Genomic DNA, 17,827 nt, shown 5'->3' with positions numbered 1-17,827 from the left:
GATGTGTATTTGTTTACTTTTTCCAAGATAAAAAGTAGATTCATCCTTGTTATCCTGTGAGGATTTGAAAATGATTTTGGAATCTATTAATCCAGATATTCGTTCAATATTGTTTCAATTAGATGAAAAAGAGATTGACCTTGACCCTGAATTCCAGAGGGGCGATGTCTGGAACACGCAAAAACAACAATTGCTAATTGATACTATAATGCGAGGGTGGGAGATTCCTCCCATATTTTTCATTAAGAATGAAGATAGAGATATAAAGGAAGTTCTTGATGGTCATCAGCGACTGAGAGCTATAGAGTCATTTTTTTTAGGTGATTTTAAATTTAATGGGGGATTTCATCCCCATGATGCTGATCTGAAACAACTCGATGGCTTGAAATATAAAGATTTTCCCGAGCCAATGAAAAAACGATTTAGAACCTTCCCGTTAAGAACGTTTTTAATTAGTGATTATGCTGAAAGTGAGCCATTCGAACTTTTTTACAGACTTAATCAAAATATGCAGCTTACCTCGGCAGAGCGAAGGAACACTTTGTTTGGAGTAGCAAGAAATACAACTAAGATAATTGTTGAAAACATGATCTCCCTTGGTTGTAGTGCCGATACTATAGGGTTTAACAATACTCGTTTGGGGTACAATGATGTAATTGCAAGGGTGTTGTTATCTCTTGAGAAGGGAGCAATAGATAAAAAAATAAATGATAGTGAAATAACCGAGCGATATAGAAATGAAAAGGATTTTGATAAGGTACATATAGATAAATTAGTTAATGTGCTTAATGTAACAATGAGTACTATAGGTTTGATAGGTAAAGTTAAATTCAATAAACCTACTCTTTACTCATATTTATTGTTTTGCTGTAGTGATTTGACAGATTTGAATGGGGGGGATTTATCTGCAGTATTATCACTCTTTAACAATGTTTCACAACAGAAAAGTTTTTTCAGGTTCAGCAATACCAATATTGAAAAATTAATTTTGAATGAGTTCTCATTACGCGTTAGTACCGGGGTCAATGATGCTAGGTCAGTACTTTTCAGACATTTCTTTTTTAATTGGATTGCGAACGAAGCAGGTATATCGTCCTTAAATATTAACTCCCGTGAAAAGGTCATTGATACACTTTCCTCATTTGAGGATGTGTTACTTAAAAATGATAATGTTATCGGTGTTCAAGATATACTCATGAATAATGGATGGGGTTGTCTAAATGCATAGGAGAGCTAAAATAGATGATTTTCATCGTAGAATCACAAGAGCTAGAAATACAATTGGTGTTAATCGAATAGAATTTAGTAACCCTTTCGGTGTTGGTGATAATATCGTTATAGATATTAATTCTCCGATTGTAATTTTCGGTCCAAATGGTGCAGGCAAAACACGTTTTTTAAATGCCATAGGGAATAAAACTGAAAATAGAGTGACTTTCCACAATACCGTTGTGTCAATAGAAGATGGTGTTGATGTAGCATATTATAGTCCCTCGGATGTTGTTGTTAACGTCATATCAAAAATCGAAAGCAGCATTGGTAAGTATGATGAAGCTTCACTCAATGATATCTTGAATGAAGAAGCTCCATATAATTTTGACAGAACGCAGTTAGGTTTTGTCAATTATGTACTGTCAAGTAATTTTGATAGCATACAAGTATATGAAATTAGTGCTGCCACTACAATTGATGCAGAATTAAGAGATGCAGCGGAAGACGACAATGATGATATAGTGCCATATTTCATGGTTAATGAGTCAGGCAACGTTAGGAAAATGACTGGGCTATCACATGGAGAGATATACTGCATCCATTTCATATGGATGTTTACAGTTAAATATCCTCTCGGAATATTGTTGATAGATGAGCCTGAAACATATTTATATCCTGTTGCTCAAAATAGGTTTATAGATGTTTTGACATGTATTTCTTGTGAGGGGCATGTAAGGCCAAGACAGTCAATATTGGCAACACATTCCAAACATATCATTGAGCAAGGTAAGTCTTCCAACATAATCAATATGTATAAGCGTGATGGCGAAAACTATTTTTTCATGACCGCGGATAGTCAAAATCATAGAGATAAAATGTTGGATATGGGCTTGCGTGCTACAAAACCATTAATAATGTTTGTTGAGGATGCTAAAGCTAGGCTATTTTTAAGGATGATTATCGATAAATGTGGTGATGAACGATTGAAGAATCTTGTTAAAATATACTTTGCATCATCAGATGGGCATAGTGTTTTAACAAACTTTCCTTCTACATTAATTGATTTTAATGAGTTCGTTGTCATACTGGCATATGACGCAGATGCAGTTGAGCAAATTAATGTGAAGAACAGGGGGATATCTATAACTCTGCCTGGATTAAGAAATCCAGAAGAGGACATTATTGCTGCAATTAGAGTGGATGGTGGTTTTGGTTTTGTAAACACACTTTCGCAAGAATATAATCGTGCTGACATGTTTCAAGCGGTAAACGAGAGTTTGGCTATAAATCATCATGATTTTTTCGTCGAACTTGCAAGACGTATTAATGAAAATGAAGTGAAAATTTTTGAGTTGTTGTTAGAATATTGGCTTTCAGTAGATGAAAATAGAGCTCAATCAGAAGAGTTTTGCCAAGATTTAGAGAATAAGTATTGTACAAATGCAGTTTGATTAATCGCTCGCAGTAATAAAGAGATTTTATCTATCAATATTATTAAGTCTGGGAGCGTGCTTTTTACTCTCCCTGATTACTGTTAAGTGCATTTTGTCATGCCGAAAGCTATTGCCATCGCTATCATCTAGTTTTTATTGGCTAATAAAAATTTATTCGTGAGAGGATGGGAGATAACTGCAAGCAATTTCCTTGTTAATAGGAAAAGACTCTCTTCTGCATAAGTCCTGCTTCTTCAGAAAGTAACTGATATGCCCTGGCGGCATATCGGGCAGCTGGCCAAAGACTTCGTAACCCTGCTTCTGGTAGAAGGGGAGGGCCTGAAAACTGGTGGTTTCCAGATGGTAGTTGCTGATGCCTTTGCTTTGTGCGTACTGCTCCATGGCGCCGAGCAGGCGGCCACCCCAGCCATCGCGGCGGATGCTTTCATCGATCCAGAGCCAGTCGACGTGCAGCCAGCCCCACTTGATGTCGGCGATGATGCCGCCGTGTACCTTGCCCTCTTTATCCTTGATAAAGCTGGCGATCCGCTCGCGCAGATGGGTGCCGGCGTGATCCTTGTTGAAGCCCGAGAGACCAATGCGCAGCGCTTCGATCTCATCGTCCTGAGGCGGTTGGGGTGGGGTGAGTTGCATAGTGCTTCCTGCATTAGGGGGATGATGTCCGTCGGATTGCGCAGTCGGTCTTTCGGCTGCGTTACTGTTGATGCTTTACCGGTACAACCCTAACGGAATCGGGTGGAGCCTTGCCACCCTTTTGTGCCCTCCGCTTCGCCAGTCTCTGTCGCCCTGTGGTGGTGGGCGCATCGACCCCGCCGGGGTTTGTCTCTAGCATAAGGAGGATGCGGGGCAGGGGCTCCGCCATGCGGGTGGTGGTTGATGCCCGTTTACGGACTTCTGGCGGAGAGAAAAGATGAAGCTGCGTTCCTTGTTGATGGTGGGTGCCCTGCTGCTGGGCGGTTGTGCGGTCAATCCCTACGGTGGCACTCAGGCTCCTGTCAGTGAACCGGACCAGCCAGTAAGCCAGCCGGACAAGCCGGTAACCAAGCCGGATGCCGGGGCGCCGCTGCCCAAACCGGTGGCACCGACCGGGCTGGCGCTGGCCATGGCTGATGCGTTTGTGCAGGCCCCCGAGGTGCGCGAGCTGGCGCAAACCGGCCAGCCAGTGCTGCTGCTCACTCCGCCCCAGAACGGCACCGGCGAGCCGGTGGACACCCGCGCCATGGCGGCGGCCATGAGCAAGCGGATCCAGAGCAAGAGCGGTTTTCGCTTTGTCGACCCGGGTCAGGTGGCGGCCATCACCGGCCAGCTGGAGTATCAGCAGGGCAGGATGAACCCGGCCTCCCTGGTGCGGCTCGGCCGCCAGACCGGCGCCGGCTACATGCTCTACGGGGATCTGGTGGCCGAGGGCAGCCGCTATCGGCTGTCGATGACCCTGATGGAGCTGCGCAGCGGCGAGCTGCTCTGGAGCGGCAGTCGTTCCGCCAGCCACTGAGGATGCCGAAGGGCTGACAGGTTTGTCAGCCCTTCACGCTTTGGGCGGGGCCAGCAGGTTGAGGTAATCGAGCAGCGAGAAAGGGTGTGCAAAGCCTGTCAGCTTGGCCAGCCTGTCCAGCTCTGTCTGCCCAACTTGCTGTAACTGTGCCTGCTGAGCCGGCGTGAGCGTCGTGGATCTTGCCTTGATCAGGGCATCGAGCAAGGCGCGGTCTCCGGCGACTGCCTGATGAAACGCCTTGATCGCCAGCGCATCTACCTCTGCGGCGGTGCAGCGTTCCATGCTCTTCTCATGCAGGTAGACAAGCACCGTCACCTGCTGCTCTCTTTCCAGCAACCAGAAGCGATCCTCTTTGGGAGGCAATGCGGGTTTGTGGCGGGCCTTGCTTGCCTCGCAACGCGCAAACGCCGGATCCAGATCGTGCAACGACAGAGCCATGGTGCTCTGGCTTGTGGTCAGCAACAGACACAGTGCACCCAAGGCCGGGCTGAGGAGCTTGGGTTTGGCCTTGCCCTCGGTGGTGAGTGGCGACGGCGGCCTCATACCTGCTTTTTCAGAAAATAGGTGGTATGCCCGGGCGGCATGTCCGGCAGCTCGCCAAAGACCTGATAACCCTGCTTCTGGTAGAAGGGCAGCGCCTGGAAGCTGGTAGTTTCCAGATGAAAGTTGCTGATGCCCTTGCTGCGGGCGTACTGCTCCATGGTGGCGAGCAGGCGGCCGCCCCAGCCATCCTGGCGGATGCGCTCGTCAATCCAGAGCCAGTCCACGTGCAGCCAACCCCACTTGAGGTCGGCGGTGATGCCGCCGTGCACCTTGCCCGCTTCATCCTTGATAAAACTGGCGATGTGCTCGCGCAGGTGGGTGCCGGCCTGGCCGATGTTGTAGCCAGACAGGCCGATGCGCAGCGCGTCGACATCCTGCTCGGCAGGCGGTTGAGGTGGGGTCAGGTGCATGGTCTCTCCAGAGCCGGGTAAAGGGCCTCTATCCATAACCGTTCAGACTCAATGTGGTCAAGTAATTGCCCGACCTCAATGGCTATCAGCCTGCTGGGCGGACAACCTGGCGTCACAGCTGCGGGAAGTAGCAGGCGGCCATGTCGACCGGGTGATCGGGGCAGCCGGGCAGGTAGAAGTGCCAGCCCGCATCGGTGAAGGCGCGCAGCTCGCTCTCCACGAACTTGAGGGCGAGGCTGAGGGCCTGCAGGGCATCAACGCCATAGATGAAGGTCTTGTTGCCAAGGCCGTCCAGCTTCACCTTGCAGCGCCAGTCACCGCCGGCGGACTTGGGGCCCGGCTCGGGAGCACGGATGGCAATCTTCACGGTCAGCTGTTCTCCCTCGATGCTGATGGCATCGAAGCGGGCTTTCACTATGGCTCTCTTCATCTGGACGATCCTTTTCCGGGGGCCGGCGCCTGGCCGGCGGCTGATGGTCGGTGAGTCGGCCGTCAGTGGCAGACTCAGGAAGGTCAGCCTAATGGATGCGGGCGTCGCAGACAACGGGCGCAGCGGCGGTCTGTGAGGCAGGGTGAATATCCGAGCGCCGCTGCTCTTTTGAGCGAAGAGGGGCGGGGCAAGCGCTATTTTCCCGCATTGCTTGATGCGCATCCATGAATGGCGGGATCCCTCGCTGGCTCGGCGCCATTCCCGGCACGATAATTGGGGCAGGCGCCAGCCCGGTGCGCGCCTCTCGTCCCCCGGATCCAAGGAAACCGCATGGCTCTTTCGGTCAAGCAACTATATGAAGTGATGGCCCAGCTGCCCGACCCCGTCTTCATCCTGAGCGAGGATGGCTACTACATCGAATACATCGGCGGGGTGGAGCAGCAGTCCTACCAGGATGGCAACCCGCTGGCGGGCAAGCGGCTGGCCGATGTGCTGCCCGCCGCCATGACCCGCTGGGTGATGGAGCAGGTGACCCTAGCGCTGGATTCGGGCCAGGTACAGGTGGTGGAGTATGAACTGGCGGCGGTGGAAGTGGAGGGGATCGACGCCTCGGTCGGGCCGCAGGGGATGCAGCACTTCGAGGGCAAGATTGCGCCGCTGCCCTCCCGCTACGACGGCAAGCGGGCGGTGGCCTGGGTGACCCGCAACATCACCCGCCAGTACGAGCTGCAGCAGCGGCTCAAGCTGCAGAGCGAAACCGACCAGCTGACCGGCCTCTACAACCGCCGCTATTTCTTCGAGCACTGCCGGCAGCGGCGGGCGGGGGAGGCTCCCTGCGCGCTGGTGATGCTGGACATCGATCACTTCAAGCAGATCAACGATCGTTTCGGTCATCAGCAGGGCGACCGGGCGTTGCAGCGCTTCTGCGCTTGCGTGGCCGCCCAGCTGCGGGCGGACGATCTGTTCGTGCGCAGCGGCGGTGAGGAGTTTCTGATCCTGCTGCCCGGCCTGAGCGAGCCGGATCTGCTGGCGCTGGCGGAACGGATCCGGGCGGCCGTGGCGGCGCTGCCGGCAGATCCGGCGGCCTTTACCGTCAGCCTGGGCACCACCCTGGTGCGGCCGGGGGAGGAGATCAATCAGGCGCTGGCCCGCGCCGACGAGTGGCTCTATCGGGCCAAGCGGGCGGGGCGCAACCGGGTCGCTCACTGCCCGGTGGCCGCCGACGATCAGGGGTGAAACCGGGGCCGGCAACCCTCTTATATATGGCGGCCAGCCCGGCATTGATATATCAGGCGCTGCGGGCACGGTTCGCTGCATAATTAACTGATATTTATAGGCTGATGCTGTTAATATTAACGGGCCACTCTCTGGCCTTATTCAAGTTGTTGAGCAACTCATCGAGGTTTTGTCGTTATGTTATCAGACGGAGCTGAATTGATTATCTTGAGGCCGAAATGACACATCTTATTTCCTTTTGAAACAATCCGATTCAAACAGTCATGAATTATTAACCTTGACCTTTATGGCGATTTCAACGATGGTAGCGTGGCATCCCCGTTTCCTCTTGGTGATCATGTTGATCGCAGGCGGGCTTGTTTTTTCTACGATCCGGTCGATGTGCCGCTGCATATCACCAGCCTAATTACACGGGCCAATAAAATAAAAGATGACAGATTAATAAGGTGTATATCGCAATGAGTGTTGCTATTGCTGAAAAGAGTAATCCCGCATCAAAGTTGAAATGGGAGAAAAGTGATTCAGTATGGACCATGGGCTTATATGCCACTGCGGTCGGTGCCGGGACACTGTTTCTCCCAATTACCGTTGGCAGTAATTCGCCGGTTATTTTGCTATTTATATTATTGATGGCATTTCCGCTTTCTTATTATTCCCATCGGGCATTGAGTCGTTTTGTATTATCCAGCTCCCATCGGGAAGGGGATATTACCCACGTGGTGGAGGAGCACTTCGGTGCGCGGGCGGGCAAGCTGCTGATGCTGGTCTACCTGATGGCCTTCTACCCCATCATTCTGGTCTACAGCATCTCCATCACCAACGCGATCCAGAGCTTTGTGGTACATCAGCTGGGCAATGCCGAGATCCCGCGCGGCCTGCTGGTGCTGGGGGTGATGCTGGGTCTGCACCTGGTGCTGCTGGCGGGCAAGCAGATCGTGGTGTCAGCCATCAGCGTGCTGGCCCTGCCCATGGTTGCCTTCCTCATCGGTCTCTCCATCTATCTGCTGCCCCAGTGGAGCCTCTCCTATTTCAGCGAGAGTCAGGGGGTGGACTGGCGTGACCCGGCGTTCTGGAAATCCCTCTGGCTGATCGTGCCGGTGATGGTGTTCTCCTTCAGCCATGCGCCCATCATCTCCTCCTTCAGTGCGGCGCAGAAGAAGCGCTGTCAGGCGAGCGCCGACCAGCGCGCCAAGCGGATCATCAAGTGCAGCAGCCTGCTGATTTGCGGCAGCGTGCTGTTCTTCGTGGTGAGCTGCGTGATGAGCCTGAGTCAGGCCGAGATGGCGCAGGCCCGCATCGACAATATTTCGGTGCTGTCGGCGCTGGCGAACAAGTTCTCCAATCCGCTGATCGCCTACGTGGGGCCGCTCATCGCCATTCTGGCCATGTCCAAGTCCTTCCTCGGCACTTCCATGGGGGTGAGCGAGGGGACGGTGAGCATGGTGAACGGTGCCTGTCAGGGGCTGGGGCTGTCGCTGCGTGAAGCGACCATAGCGCGGGTCTCGTCGGTCATCCTGTTCGTGGTGACCGGGGTGATTACCTACTTGAACCCGAACGTGCTGGAGATCATCGAGAAGGTGAGCGGGCCGCTCATCGCGGTGATCCTGTTCCTGCTGCCGGCCTGCTCCATCTATCGTCTGCCTGCCCTCAAGCGTTATCGCGGGGCGAGTACCCTCTTCGTGCTGGTGATCGGGCTGCTGGCCATCTCGGCCCTTATCTACGATCTGCTGTGACGGCGGATCCCGCACAAGTCAAAAAGGGCGACCCATGGGTCGCCCTTTTTCTTGGTGTTGCCGTCAGCCGAGCAGGGTGGAGACGCTCTGGCCGGCCATCAGCAGGCCGATGGCCAGGGCGCTGAACCAGACCAGGGTGGCGCTCACCAGCAGGTAGCCGCTGGCGACGAACAGGCCGTCGCGCTGCAGCATGCCGATGGCCAGCAGCAGGATGGCCCAGGCCGGCATGGCGTTGGTGAAGGGGATGGCCCCGAGCGGCAGCATCAGCAGCAGGGCCGCCAGCATGATCAGCAGGCCGTTGCAGCGGTTGATGGTACTGCTGCCGGTCAACAGCAGCAGGCGCGGGCGGATGAAGCGATCGATGCGGGCCAGCAGATCCGCCCCCTTGTGCAGGGTCGGTTTGAGCTGCTCGGCGGCGAAGCGGCGCTCCATCAGGATGGCGGGCAGCCAGGGCACCCGGTTGAGGGTGATGCCGATGCCGATGAACAGGATCAGCAGGCCAAACGGGGTGCTGACGCCGGGGATGGAGACCGGCAGCAGGAAGGGCACGGTGAGCAGCACGCAAAACAGCAGCATGCCCTGTTCGCCGACCAGGGCCAGCATCTGGCGCAGGCTGATATGGCTCTCCTCGATGGCGTGGGCGGTGGCCCGCAGGGTATCGGAGAGCTTGTTCTGGGGGTCGTTGAGTTGCGCGGCAACCATTCCCTGATGTCCTTCTGGTGAGTGGAACCGGCTCACCATGAGCCGATTGCGCGCCAGCATACGTGGCACAGGTTAATCCGGGATGAATAACCGCAGGCGCGGATGTGCCGTCTGACCGGCAGGCTGCCGGTGGTGGCGACAGAGTGTGATCGCCCCGCTGAAAATCGCTTGATACAGGTCGGGTTTAGGATGGGGGCCAGTGGGCTCTGATATGCTTGACGGGCACTGATGCAGCGCACGGAGGAGCCGTGATGAAACGAGCAGGGATCATGATGATGGGGCTGTTGTTGCCGCTGGGGCAGGCCTGGAGCGCCGAGGGGGAGGCCGCCCTCGGCTGGCAGGTGACGCCGTTCTTCGGCTACAGCTCGGCCATCGACTTCGAGGCCAATGACGACCCCAAACCGACGCCCGTCGCCACCCGGCTGGAGTCCTTGCAGGGGGAGCGCTCCGGCAGCTGGGGCCTGTTCATCAGCAAGGAGGTGGATGACCCCGGCATGATAGAGCTGCTCTACAGCCACCAGTCCACCCGCCTCTCCCCCGATCAGCCGGATCGGTTGACGGTGGATACCCTCCACTTTGCCGGGGCGCTCACCCTGTCGGACAACCTGATGGCCCCCTACATCGGCGCCGGGATCGGGGCGACCCGGTTTGCCGCCTACGACAGCGACGTCGCCCCCTCCATGTCGCTGGCGCTCGGGGTGCAGCCGCGCCTGACCGAGCATCTGGCGCTGCGGGCCGAGGTGCGCGGCTATGGCTCGCTGGTCAACGACAACAGCCAGTTTCTCTGCAACCCGGACCAGTGCGTGTTCAAGGTGCGCGGCGAGCTGGTGACCCAGTGGCAGGCCAATATCGGTCTGACCCTGCGCTTTTGAGCCTGGTGCACCGCAGCGCCTTGCCACCCCTGCCTCATGCACTGCCCTCGCTGTCGACCCCGCGGCTGCTGCTGCGGGCGTTTGATGCTGAAGACAGTGCCGATCTGTTCGCCATCTACGGGGATCCCCTAGTCATGCGTTTCGTCGGCGAGCCGCCGTTTCCCTCCCTCGCCACCGTGGCGCAGATGCTGGCGAGCGTCGCGCGGTTGCTGGCTGCCGGCGAGTCGCTGGAGTGGGGGCTGGTGGCGCGCGACAGCAGCCGCCTGATCGGCACCTGCGGCCTGCACAGCTTTGCGGGGGAGGCCGGTCTGCGTCAGGCAGAGGTGGGCTGCATGCTGGCTCGCAGCCACTGGGGAGAGGGATGGATGGCAGAGGCGCTGACGGCGCTGATCGCCTATGCCCGCCAGCTCGGCATCGCCACCCTAGTGGCGGATATCGAGCCGGACAATCTGCCCAGCCAGCGGCTGTTTCGGCGGCTGGGCTTTGTCTGGCAGCAGGCTACCTGCTACCGCTTGTCGCTTGAGGGGATCACAGCAGACCGCGGGTGAGTCGGCTGAGCGGCTCGTTGACGTCGAACAGCTTGAACTGCACCGCGCTGGCGCCCATGGCGAGCACCCGCTGCTCGTGCATGGTGGCGTAGGCGAGGGCGCTCGCCTCATCCTCGAACAGATAGATGCCGCCCGCCTCGCCGGTGCGCGGGTTTTCGGTCCAGATCTTGGAGATGAAGCCCGGCTCCTTGGTGATGGACTCGGCCAGCGGCATGGCCGCGGCGGTGAGGGCCGGCCCCATCAGCTCGGCGGGGAAGTTGAAATGGATCTGCAGCAGGCTGGGCATGGTGAACCTCTCGTGGGCGTTGAATGACTAAGCCCGCATCATAGGAAGCCGGCATCTTGACTGCAAGAAGGCACATTTTCGTGGCATAGTTACCGCAAAGTAACCACTTGCGAGCCATCCCTTGTCCTCACTGCCCTGTCCCGCCTACCGGGTGCTGCGCCTGCTGGCCGGCAAATGGAAACCGGCCATCCTGTTTCATCTGCGCGCGCAGATCCTGCGCTTTGGCGACCTGCGCCGCAGCCTGCCCGAGGTGAGCCAGAAGGTGCTCACCGCCCAGCTCAAGGAGCTGGAGAGCGATGGCGTCGTCATCCGCACTCTCTACCCCGACGTGCCGCCCCGGGTGGAGTACAGCCTGAGCCCGCTCGGCATCGCCCTGCTTCCCCTGCTTCAGCAGATGCACGACTTCGCGCTGAGCCACGGCGATCTGCTGGCCCGGAGTGAAGCGGGGGTGGCCCGCGACGAGCCCCATCTCGGCGAACCCGGTTAATCCTGCGCCGGCCAGACCATCAGCCACTCGGCGCAGCCGGTGTGAGGATCCACTCCCTCTGCTGCCACCTGAAATCCTTGCGCGCGATAGAAGTCGCACGCGGTCCGGTTCTGCTGATAGACCTGCAGCCGCAGGGTCGGCAACTGCTGTTTGGCGTGCTCGAGCAGGGCCTTGCCCAGCCCTTTCCCCTGCCGCGCGGGGGCCACGAAGAGGGCGGCCAGGGTGCCCTCATGCAGGGAGTAGAAGCCAAGCACCTGCTCACCCAGGCAGAGCAGCTGGCTGTCGGCAGCGGGCAGATAGATCTCCCGCATCGGCGCCAGGTTGGCGTGCCAGTAGGCGGGCTCGATGAAGTGGTGGGCCTGCAGGGAGGCCTCCAGCCAGATGGCGAGGACGGCCTCGGTGTCGGCCGGGGTGAAGGGGCGGATCTGCATGGGTGTCTCGTCTGGAATCATCACAAGAGGGGCATGGTAGCAGCACAGGCCTCGTCGTCACCCGGCGGGTGGCCAAACTGCTACCCCCATAACAAAACAGGCGACCCGCAGGTCGCCTGTTGCCGTTAGCCGGCGTAGGGGAGGGAGGAGTGGTGCAGCACGATGCGCACCTTGCCGTCGTCCCCCTTCTTGAAGCCCCAGGTCTTGTCGACCGTGGTCTGCTTGTTGTCTCGGTCGGTCAGGTGCACCTTGCCCATGGTGAGGGCCATGTCGCCGTTGATGTAGACGGCGGCGTTGTCGTAGTTGTAACTCTGCCAGTTCTTGAGGGCGAAGCCGGTGTCGGCGGGATAGGCCTTATTGTTGCCGACGAAGTAGGCCAGCGCCCCTTCCTGATTGATGCGGAAGGTCTGTTCGCCGCCGGCCAGGGTCGGCTTGAACAGCACGGGGCCATGGTGGTAGCCGTAGGCGCCGTCGAGCACGGCGGTGGCGGTGGCTCTGGCCTTGTCGATGCCGCCGCTGCGGTAGTCATCGCTGATCTGGATCAGGGCCTTGCCCCAGGCATCCTGCGCGGCCTTGATCTCGGCTTCGGTGATGTTGTTGTTGGCGATCTGGGCGGCGCTGAGGGAGCCGCTGGCGGCGAGCAGAACGAGGACAAGGCCGGATTGCTTGGTGAACAGCATCTTGGTGAGCAACTTCATACGGTCGTGACTCCTGGGTGTCGCGTTTAAGGAGTCCCGGAGTTTATCTATCCGCGATGAATAAAAATTGAACCCTCCATTCAGCCTTGAGTGGGGAGGGATCGGCTTCCCTCCCATCTCCTGTTCCCCTCAGCGGGCCCGCAGCAGCCAGCGACTGGCCGCCCCCAGCGCCAGCAACCGGTAGCCGAGCAGGGAGAGCGCCAGCAGCGCCGGCACCTTCAGCAGCTCCCACCACACCTGCTTGCCCTGCGGGCCGAAGATCATCAGCCACACCACCAGCATCATGTGCAGGCAGTAGAGGCCCAGCACCTTGGGGGCCTGGCGTTCGAGCCAGCTGCCCCGGCCCCAGCCCGGATTGGCCAGTAGCAGGCCGAACAGCCCCAACGCCCAGGGGAGCGAACCCAGCAGGAAGTCGTGGCGGTTGAGGGGCACGGCGGCAAAGTGCAGCAGCCCTGCGGCCTCCAGGGCGTAGAGCCCCATCCCCGCCGCCATCAGCAGGGCGCAGCGCCTGGCATCCGGCTGCCAGGCACGCAGGCGCAGCTCGGCGCCGAGGGCCACGAACAGCAGCGAGAAGAAGGGGCCGTTGCGGGTCAGCAGAGCCCACTCGCCCCCCAGCAGCGGTGGGCCATAGGAGCCGCCGAGCAGGGCCAGCCCGTAGAGCAGGACGCCCAGCAGCAGGGCCAGCCGGGGCAGGCAGGCCTGCTGGCAGAGCGCCAGGATCAGCACCGCCAGCATCAGGGCGGGCAGGAACCAGAGGTGGATCATGCCGCCCACCCACCAGGCGTTGAGCGGATCCCCCAGCTGCATCTGCCACTGGTTCGCCATGGCCGGCAGGTAGCCCTCGCTCACCGCCGCGAACGGGTTGAAGGGGATCAGCACGTAGAGCAGGCTCCACGCCAGCCAGAGCCCCAGCAGCGGGCGGCAGTAGCGCAGCGCTACCGTCAGGGGGTGGCCTGCAGCGAGGGCGGGTTGCAGAAAGTAGCCGGCGCAGAGGAAGAACAGCGGCACCGCGAAGCGGCAGAGCTGGTTGATGACGCCCCCGAGCCAGAAGTAGAGGGTGCCATCCCACAGGGTGGGATCGAAGGGATTGCTGAAGGGGGAGAGGTGGATGGCCATCACCGCCATGATGGCCACCACCCGTCCGCATTCGATGCTGGAGATGCGCATGCTGCCTCTTGCCGCTTGGGTTGAGGGCGCACCCTAGCAGCCGCAGGCGATCCTCATCCAGCCGCCAGGCCGGCAACTGTGACCCCCATCGGTGGCCGGTTACCCTTTGTTACCCGAGGTGCGGGCAAGGTTACCGCCGCCGAGAGACAGATCCCGTTTTGCCGTCGGTAAACGCGCTAGAGCAGGGCCACCAGCACGGTGACCAGGGCGCCCAGCAGCAGCAGGGCGATGCCGCGGGCGGCCGGGCCGTGCAGCTTGTTCCACATCAGCAGGCTGGTGAGGGCCAGCAGCAGCATGGCCAGCGCCGCCAGATCCCCCACCAGCTGCCAGGAGAGGCCGGTGCCCATGCCGCGGTGTAGCCGGTTGAGGCTGGCGGCAAAGTTGGCCTGCTGCAGTTCGGTGCGCACCAGCAATGTGCCCGCCACATAGCTGGCGGCCACGCTCTGGCTGAGGGTGACGCCGCGCATCTCCCAGCGGGCCGGCAGGGTGAGCGGGCCGTCGGGGGTGGGCAGGGTCTGGGGCGGGGTGAGCTGGACGCGCCCCTCCTCGAACCCTGCTGGATAGCGTTGCTGCAGCAGGCTTTTCAGCTCATCCGGGCTGGTCAGCGGTGCGCTCAGCACTATCTCTTCGCTGGATTTCTCGGTGTGGGGGCCGGGCAGCGGCAGTACGGCCCTGTGTTGCAGCCAGAGGCCGGTGAGGCCGTAGAGCAGCATCAGGGTGAGGGTGGCAAAGCCGGCCCAGGCGTGGATGCGGCGCACCCACTTGTTGTTGTGCAGGGGGAGTTTTCTGCGTCTCATTGCTCGGTGCTTCATAAAAATATGGCCAGCGGAAGCTGGCCAGAGGGATCGGGAAAAGGGAGGGATCAGAAGCGGTAGGCGGCGCTCAGATGCAGCTGACGGGGTGTGCCCGGCATGATCTGGGAGGCGCTGGTGGCGCTGACGAAGTAGTCGTGATCGGTCAGGTTCTCCACGCTCAGCTGGGCTTCCCACTGCTGCCAGCGGTAGCCGGCACGGGCGTCGAAGCGGGCGTAACCGGGCAGGGTGGTGGTGTTGGCGTTGTCGGCGAAGCGATTGCCCACCGCGGTCACCCCGGTCTCGCCGAACCAGCCCTGCTTGCCGCTCTGATAGCCGGCGAACAGCTCGCCATTCTGGCGAGAGACGTTCATCGGCCGCTTGCCTTGCAGATCGGCGTCCGCCTTGACCTGCTCGGCATCCTGGATGGCGATGCCGCCGCGCAGGTAGAGCTCGTCGGTCAGCTGGGCGCGGGCGCTCAGCTCGATCCCCTCGGTGCGCTGCAGACCGGTGAGGATCACCTTGGTGGGATCCAGCGGATCCTTGCTGCGTTTGTTGTACATCTCCAGCCGGTAGAGGGAGAGGGTGGTCGCCAGGCGGCCATCCAGCCAGTCGCTCTTCACGCCGCCCTCGTACAGCCGGGTGTGCTGGGGATCCAGGTTGTTGTTCTTGTCGCCCGGGGTGATGCCGATCAGCTCGCCGCCCACCGGGGTGAAGGTCTTGCTGTAGGAGGCGTAGAAGGCGTGCTCCTCGATCGGGTTCCACACCAGACCCAGACGCGGGCTCAGGCTGGTGACCGAGACGGTCTCCTCCTTGTTGAGGTCGTTGCGGCGGCTGGTGACGGTGAAGTCGTCGCGGCGCAGACCCGCCAGCAGGTGCCAGTCACCCAGGCTGAGCTGATCCTGCAGATAGAGGCCGTAGCCACGCACCTTGTGGTTGGCGTCGCTGGAGAGCTTCATGGCGCCGTCGTAGGTGGGCAGGGAGCCCGGATCATAGAGGTTGCCGGCCGGGATCGCGGTGGCGTTCTGGTAGAGCTTGGGGGTGCGCTCCTGCCAGTTCTGCTCGAAGCCCACCAGCAGACGGTGCTCGACGGGGCCGGTCTGCAGCTGGCCTTCGGCCTCGGTGTTGCTGATCAGGCTGTTGGCCTTGAGATCCTGCTGCCAGCGGGAGCGGGTCACCTGATCCCCCTTCACGCTGGTGACATAGGTGTTGTCGAACTGGCTGTCGAGGCTGGTGTAGCCCAGCTGCTGGCGCAGTTGCCACTGATCGTTGATGTCCCAGGTAAAGCGTGAGCGGGTTGACTGGGCCACGTCGTCGATGAAGTCGCGGCGGGTATCGCTGTAGACATACTCCTTCGGCACGTCGGCCGGCCGGCCGTTGACGCCGGGGATGCCGCGATCCGGGGTGCGGTCGTGCTCGTTGCGCTCGTACTGCACGAGCCAGTTCAGCTTGTCGCTGATCTCCCAGTTGACGGAGGGGGCCAGCAGGGTGCGTTTGCTGGTCACGCCGTTGCGAAAGCTGTCCTTGTCTTCCTGAGCCAGGTTGAGGCGCACCTGCACCTGCTCACCCGCTTCGCCGTTCAGGTCGGCGGCCAGCCGGCGGCTGTCGAAGCTGCCGACCTGGGCGCTGACGCTGGATTCCAGCCCCTTCTGCGGCTTCTTGCTGACCCGGTTGACGATGCCGCCGGTGCTGCCACGGCCATAGAGCACCGCCGCCGGCCCCTTGAGCACTTCGACCCGCTCGGTGTTGCCAAGGTCGCGGGTGTACTGCATGTCGTCGCGAAAGCCGTCCAGATAGAAGTCGTTGCTGGCGCTGAAGCCGCGGATGTTGACCCCGTCGAAACGGGTGTCACCGCTGGCGTTGACGCCGGGGATGCCGGTCAGCGCCTCGCTCAGGGTGGGCTGGCCGAAGGCGGTCAGCTCGCTGGCCTTGACGCTGTCGATGGCCTGCGGCACCAGCTTGGCCGGGGTGTTGGTGCGGGTCGCGGTGGCGACCTCTTCATGTTGGCTGCGTTTGCCGACCACTGTCATGGTCTCGTCTTCGGCGTGTGCGCCGGCGCTCAGGGCCAGCAGGGCGACACTCAGCAGAGTGCGCGGGTGGTGAGGTGTGTGCATGTTGCGTGTTGACTCTTGAAGAAGCGACCTGATGGTCTGAACTTGTTGATTTATTTGTAATTATTTTGTTTTCTCCCATTTGGGAGGATGCTAATGATATTGATTTTCATTAGCTGTGCAATAGAAACATGTTTTGACGATGGGGCTGGGTATCGGATGGCTCGCCACCGCCGACAGGGCGCCCTGCCGGCAAGGTGACGGGAGGAGGGAAGAAGGGGGATGAGGGGCTCAGTGGTCGGTGGAAGAGGGGGTGATCTCGGCCAGCTGCTTGCCCAGTACCAGCCGCGGCGCCGGGTCGGTCTGCAGCGGGATATCCTGCAGCGGGGTGCCCTGCAGGTTGCGGTGGATGATGTTGGCCGCCATCTGGCCGAGGGCCCGATAGCTGCTGATGGTGCCGACGGTGCAGCCGTGCTCGACATAGAGCTCGGCGCTGCAGATGGTGGGGATGCCTGCCTCGTTGAGGGCGGCCAGCAGTTCGGGGGCGATGGAGAGCAGATAGCTGTCGGCGGCGAGAAACACGATGCTCTCTTTGGCGTCGTGCTGCAGCCGCTTGAGTTCGCTGGCCAGCCGCCGCTTGTCCGGCGCGATGCGCCAGGTGGTGAGATCCCACTGGTAGCGATGGGCTTCGCGCAGCAGCAGCTCGCCGGTCAGCAGGGTGTTCTGTTCGCGCGGGTTGAACGGCAGCAGCAACCCCTTGCCAGCGGGCAGATAGCGACGGGCGTTGGCGAGCTGCAGCGCCATCGGCACCATGTTGCTGGTGCCGGCCACCATCTGGTTCTCCGTCTTGTCGTCGGACAGGAATCCGGCCCCGACGGGGTCGGACACTATGCTGAAAATCAACGGCTTGCGGTTGCCCACCAGGCTCTTGACCATGGCCGTGGCGGTGGTGCCGAAGCAGTAGATATAGTCGTAGTCGGCGAGGGAGGGCAGCAGTTGCTGGCGTAGCAGGGTAGCCAGCACGGTTCTGTCCTGATTGGCGTTGAAGGTGACGAAGGTGGGGTGATGACCGAGCCGGTTCAGCTCGTCGCGAAAGCCGCGCTCGGCATCGGTCTCGCCGCGCCACAGCACCATGGCGATGGTCAGCGCCTGGACGGGCAGGGCGCAGAGCAGACAGCAGCAGATGAGCAGGCGTAACGGCATGATGATCTCCTCGTCGTGGTTCTGTTGAGCCTAGATCATGGGGAGCAGGGCACGCCGGTGCGGATGCAAAAGAGGGGGGGG

At 59.3% G+C, this 17,827-nt stretch carries 19 protein-coding genes and 1 pseudogene; 8 read left to right on the top strand and 12 right to left on the bottom strand.

Annotated elements, in window-relative coordinates:
- Positions 1-70: 70 nt before the first annotated feature.
- Entirely contained in the window at positions 71-1,228 is a 1,158-nt protein-coding gene (locus tag QLG02_RS05735) for a DUF262 domain-containing protein (protein WP_282464744.1), read from the top strand.
- Complete coding sequence (locus QLG02_RS05730; RefSeq protein WP_282464743.1) at positions 1,221-2,663, top strand: AAA family ATPase; 1,443 nt, start codon at positions 1,221-1,223, stop codon at positions 2,661-2,663. The genes QLG02_RS05735 and QLG02_RS05730 overlap by 8 nt, the downstream gene beginning before the upstream one ends.
- Positions 2,664-2,891: 228 nt before the next feature.
- Here QLG02_RS05730 and QLG02_RS05725 read toward each other — a convergent pair.
- Positions 2,892-3,299: pseudogene (locus tag QLG02_RS05725) on the bottom strand (GNAT family N-acetyltransferase); the annotation flags it as partial.
- Between the two features lie 277 nt (positions 3,300-3,576).
- On the opposite strand from QLG02_RS05725, the gene QLG02_RS05720 reads away from it, so the two are divergent.
- Positions 3,577-4,158 carry a hypothetical protein gene (locus QLG02_RS05720; protein ID WP_010635332.1) on the top strand — a complete coding sequence of 194 codons (582 nt, stop codon included), beginning with the start codon at positions 3,577-3,579 and terminating at the stop codon, positions 4,156-4,158.
- Positions 4,159-4,191: 33 nt separating this feature from the next.
- On the opposite strand, the gene QLG02_RS05715 is transcribed toward QLG02_RS05720, so the two are convergent.
- The 3 genes from QLG02_RS05715 to QLG02_RS05705 form a co-directional block, all read right to left on the bottom strand.
- A complete protein-coding gene (locus tag QLG02_RS05715) occupies positions 4,192-4,701 on the bottom strand; it encodes a hypothetical protein (protein ID WP_168756166.1) in 510 nt (169 codons plus the stop codon).
- The gene (locus QLG02_RS05710; RefSeq protein WP_101150857.1) at positions 4,698-5,111 is read right to left on the bottom strand and encodes a GNAT family N-acetyltransferase; all 414 of its coding nucleotides are present in this window, start codon (positions 5,109-5,111) and stop codon (positions 4,698-4,700) included. Before QLG02_RS05710 ends, QLG02_RS05715 begins: the two co-directional genes overlap by 4 nt.
- A 112-nt stretch (positions 5,112-5,223) precedes the next feature.
- On the bottom strand, positions 5,224-5,541 hold the full coding sequence (locus QLG02_RS05705; protein ID WP_282464742.1) for a hypothetical protein: 318 nt from the start codon (positions 5,539-5,541) through the stop codon (positions 5,224-5,226).
- Between the two features lie 330 nt (positions 5,542-5,871).
- Between QLG02_RS05705 and QLG02_RS05700 the strand changes: the two genes are divergently transcribed.
- Together QLG02_RS05700 and QLG02_RS05695 are read left to right on the top strand one after the other, a co-directional pair.
- A complete protein-coding gene (locus QLG02_RS05700; protein WP_282464741.1) occupies positions 5,872-6,777 on the top strand; it encodes a sensor domain-containing diguanylate cyclase in 906 nt (301 codons plus the stop codon).
- A 458-nt stretch (positions 6,778-7,235) separates the two neighbouring features.
- A complete protein-coding gene (locus QLG02_RS05695) occupies positions 7,236-8,510 on the top strand; it encodes a serine/threonine protein kinase (protein WP_024945675.1) in 1,275 nt (424 codons plus the stop codon).
- 63 nt (positions 8,511-8,573) lie between these two features.
- Here the strand turns inward: QLG02_RS05695 and QLG02_RS05690 are convergent, their stop codons facing one another.
- Positions 8,574-9,212, bottom strand: coding sequence for an exopolysaccharide biosynthesis protein (locus QLG02_RS05690; protein ID WP_016349228.1), 639 nt, complete (start codon positions 9,210-9,212; stop codon positions 8,574-8,576).
- A 251-nt stretch (positions 9,213-9,463) separates the two neighbouring features.
- Between QLG02_RS05690 and QLG02_RS05685 the strand changes: the two genes are divergently transcribed.
- Entirely contained in the window at positions 9,464-10,084 is a 621-nt protein-coding gene (locus QLG02_RS05685; RefSeq protein WP_039212918.1) for an outer membrane beta-barrel protein, read from the top strand.
- Between the two features lie 5 nt (positions 10,085-10,089).
- On the top strand, positions 10,090-10,632 hold the full coding sequence (locus QLG02_RS05680) for a GNAT family N-acetyltransferase (protein WP_282464785.1): 543 nt from the start codon (positions 10,090-10,092) through the stop codon (positions 10,630-10,632).
- On the opposite strand, the gene QLG02_RS05675 is transcribed toward QLG02_RS05680, so the two are convergent.
- Positions 10,613-10,918 carry a monooxygenase gene (locus tag QLG02_RS05675; RefSeq protein WP_195877875.1) on the bottom strand — a complete coding sequence of 102 codons (306 nt, stop codon included), beginning with the start codon at positions 10,916-10,918 and terminating at the stop codon, positions 10,613-10,615. The genes QLG02_RS05680 and QLG02_RS05675 overlap by 20 nt on opposite strands.
- A 121-nt stretch (positions 10,919-11,039) precedes the next feature.
- Here QLG02_RS05675 and QLG02_RS05670 point away from each other — a divergent pair, with 121 nt between their 5' ends.
- Positions 11,040-11,405 carry a helix-turn-helix domain-containing protein gene (locus tag QLG02_RS05670; RefSeq protein ID WP_282464740.1) on the top strand — a complete coding sequence of 122 codons (366 nt, stop codon included), beginning with the start codon at positions 11,040-11,042 and terminating at the stop codon, positions 11,403-11,405.
- On the opposite strand, the gene QLG02_RS05665 is transcribed toward QLG02_RS05670, so the two are convergent.
- The 6 genes from QLG02_RS05665 to QLG02_RS05640 all read right to left on the bottom strand — a co-directional run bounded on the left by QLG02_RS05665 (position 11,402) and on the right by QLG02_RS05640 (position 17,746).
- Positions 11,402-11,836: an N-acetyltransferase gene (locus QLG02_RS05665; protein ID WP_282464739.1), complete on the bottom strand. Its 435-nt coding sequence runs from the start codon at positions 11,834-11,836 to the stop codon at positions 11,402-11,404. The genes QLG02_RS05670 and QLG02_RS05665 overlap by 4 nt on opposite strands.
- A 125-nt stretch (positions 11,837-11,961) precedes the next feature.
- Positions 11,962-12,534: a hypothetical protein gene (locus tag QLG02_RS05660; protein WP_045790791.1), complete on the bottom strand. Its 573-nt coding sequence runs from the start codon at positions 12,532-12,534 to the stop codon at positions 11,962-11,964.
- 129 nt (positions 12,535-12,663) lie between these two features.
- Complete coding sequence (locus QLG02_RS05655) at positions 12,664-13,701, bottom strand: acyltransferase family protein (protein ID WP_242796524.1); 1,038 nt, start codon at positions 13,699-13,701, stop codon at positions 12,664-12,666.
- Positions 13,702-13,877: 176 nt separating this feature from the next.
- Positions 13,878-14,498, bottom strand: a complete 621-nt coding sequence (locus tag QLG02_RS05650; RefSeq protein WP_242796522.1) for a PepSY-associated TM helix domain-containing protein — start codon at positions 14,496-14,498, stop codon at positions 13,878-13,880.
- A gap of 65 nt (positions 14,499-14,563) precedes the next feature.
- A complete protein-coding gene (locus QLG02_RS05645) occupies positions 14,564-16,606 on the bottom strand; it encodes a TonB-dependent siderophore receptor (protein ID WP_282464738.1) in 2,043 nt (680 codons plus the stop codon).
- A 228-nt stretch (positions 16,607-16,834) separates the two neighbouring features.
- The gene (locus tag QLG02_RS05640) at positions 16,835-17,746 is read right to left on the bottom strand and encodes an ABC transporter substrate binding protein (RefSeq protein WP_282464737.1); all 912 of its coding nucleotides are present in this window, start codon (positions 17,744-17,746) and stop codon (positions 16,835-16,837) included.
- Between the last annotated feature and the right edge of the window lie 81 nt (positions 17,747-17,827).

This window comes from Aeromonas sp. V90_14 (assembly GCF_029967615.1).
Taxonomy (GTDB): domain Bacteria; phylum Pseudomonadota; class Gammaproteobacteria; order Enterobacterales; family Aeromonadaceae; genus Aeromonas; species Aeromonas hydrophila.
Note: the sequence above shows the minus strand (reverse complement) of the source record. Positions and strands in the feature narration are given on the sequence as shown.

What these genes read in the sequence shown, in the direction of transcription:
- QLG02_RS05735 (WP_282464744.1), top strand. Translation starts at nt 71, where the DNA reads ATGATTTTGGAATCTATTAATCCAGATATTCGTTCAATATTGTTTCAA.
- QLG02_RS05730 (WP_282464743.1), top strand. Translation starts at nt 1,221, where the DNA reads ATGCATAGGAGAGCTAAAATAGATGATTTTCATCGTAGAATCACAAGA.
- QLG02_RS05720 (WP_010635332.1), top strand. Translation starts at nt 3,577, where the DNA reads ATGAAGCTGCGTTCCTTGTTGATGGTGGGTGCCCTGCTGCTGGGCGGT.
- QLG02_RS05715 (WP_168756166.1), bottom strand. Translation starts at nt 4,701, where the DNA reads ATGAGGCCGCCGTCGCCACTCACCACCGAGGGCAAGGCCAAACCCAAG.
- QLG02_RS05710 (WP_101150857.1), bottom strand. Translation starts at nt 5,111, where the DNA reads ATGCACCTGACCCCACCTCAACCGCCTGCCGAGCAGGATGTCGACGCG.
- QLG02_RS05705 (WP_282464742.1), bottom strand. Translation starts at nt 5,541, where the DNA reads ATGAAGAGAGCCATAGTGAAAGCCCGCTTCGATGCCATCAGCATCGAG.
- QLG02_RS05700 (WP_282464741.1), top strand. Translation starts at nt 5,872, where the DNA reads ATGGCTCTTTCGGTCAAGCAACTATATGAAGTGATGGCCCAGCTGCCC.
- QLG02_RS05695 (WP_024945675.1), top strand. Translation starts at nt 7,236, where the DNA reads ATGAGTGTTGCTATTGCTGAAAAGAGTAATCCCGCATCAAAGTTGAAA.
- QLG02_RS05690 (WP_016349228.1), bottom strand. Translation starts at nt 9,212, where the DNA reads ATGGTTGCCGCGCAACTCAACGACCCCCAGAACAAGCTCTCCGATACC.
- QLG02_RS05685 (WP_039212918.1), top strand. Translation starts at nt 9,464, where the DNA reads ATGAAACGAGCAGGGATCATGATGATGGGGCTGTTGTTGCCGCTGGGG.
- QLG02_RS05675 (WP_195877875.1), bottom strand. Translation starts at nt 10,918, where the DNA reads ATGCCCAGCCTGCTGCAGATCCATTTCAACTTCCCCGCCGAGCTGATG.
- QLG02_RS05665 (WP_282464739.1), bottom strand. Translation starts at nt 11,836, where the DNA reads ATGCAGATCCGCCCCTTCACCCCGGCCGACACCGAGGCCGTCCTCGCC.
- QLG02_RS05660 (WP_045790791.1), bottom strand. Translation starts at nt 12,534, where the DNA reads ATGAAGTTGCTCACCAAGATGCTGTTCACCAAGCAATCCGGCCTTGTC.
- QLG02_RS05655 (WP_242796524.1), bottom strand. Translation starts at nt 13,701, where the DNA reads ATGCGCATCTCCAGCATCGAATGCGGACGGGTGGTGGCCATCATGGCG.
- QLG02_RS05650 (WP_242796522.1), bottom strand. Translation starts at nt 14,498, where the DNA reads ATGAGACGCAGAAAACTCCCCCTGCACAACAACAAGTGGGTGCGCCGC.
- QLG02_RS05645 (WP_282464738.1), bottom strand. Translation starts at nt 16,606, where the DNA reads ATGCACACACCTCACCACCCGCGCACTCTGCTGAGTGTCGCCCTGCTG.
- QLG02_RS05640 (WP_282464737.1), bottom strand. Translation starts at nt 17,746, where the DNA reads ATGCCGTTACGCCTGCTCATCTGCTGCTGTCTGCTCTGCGCCCTGCCC.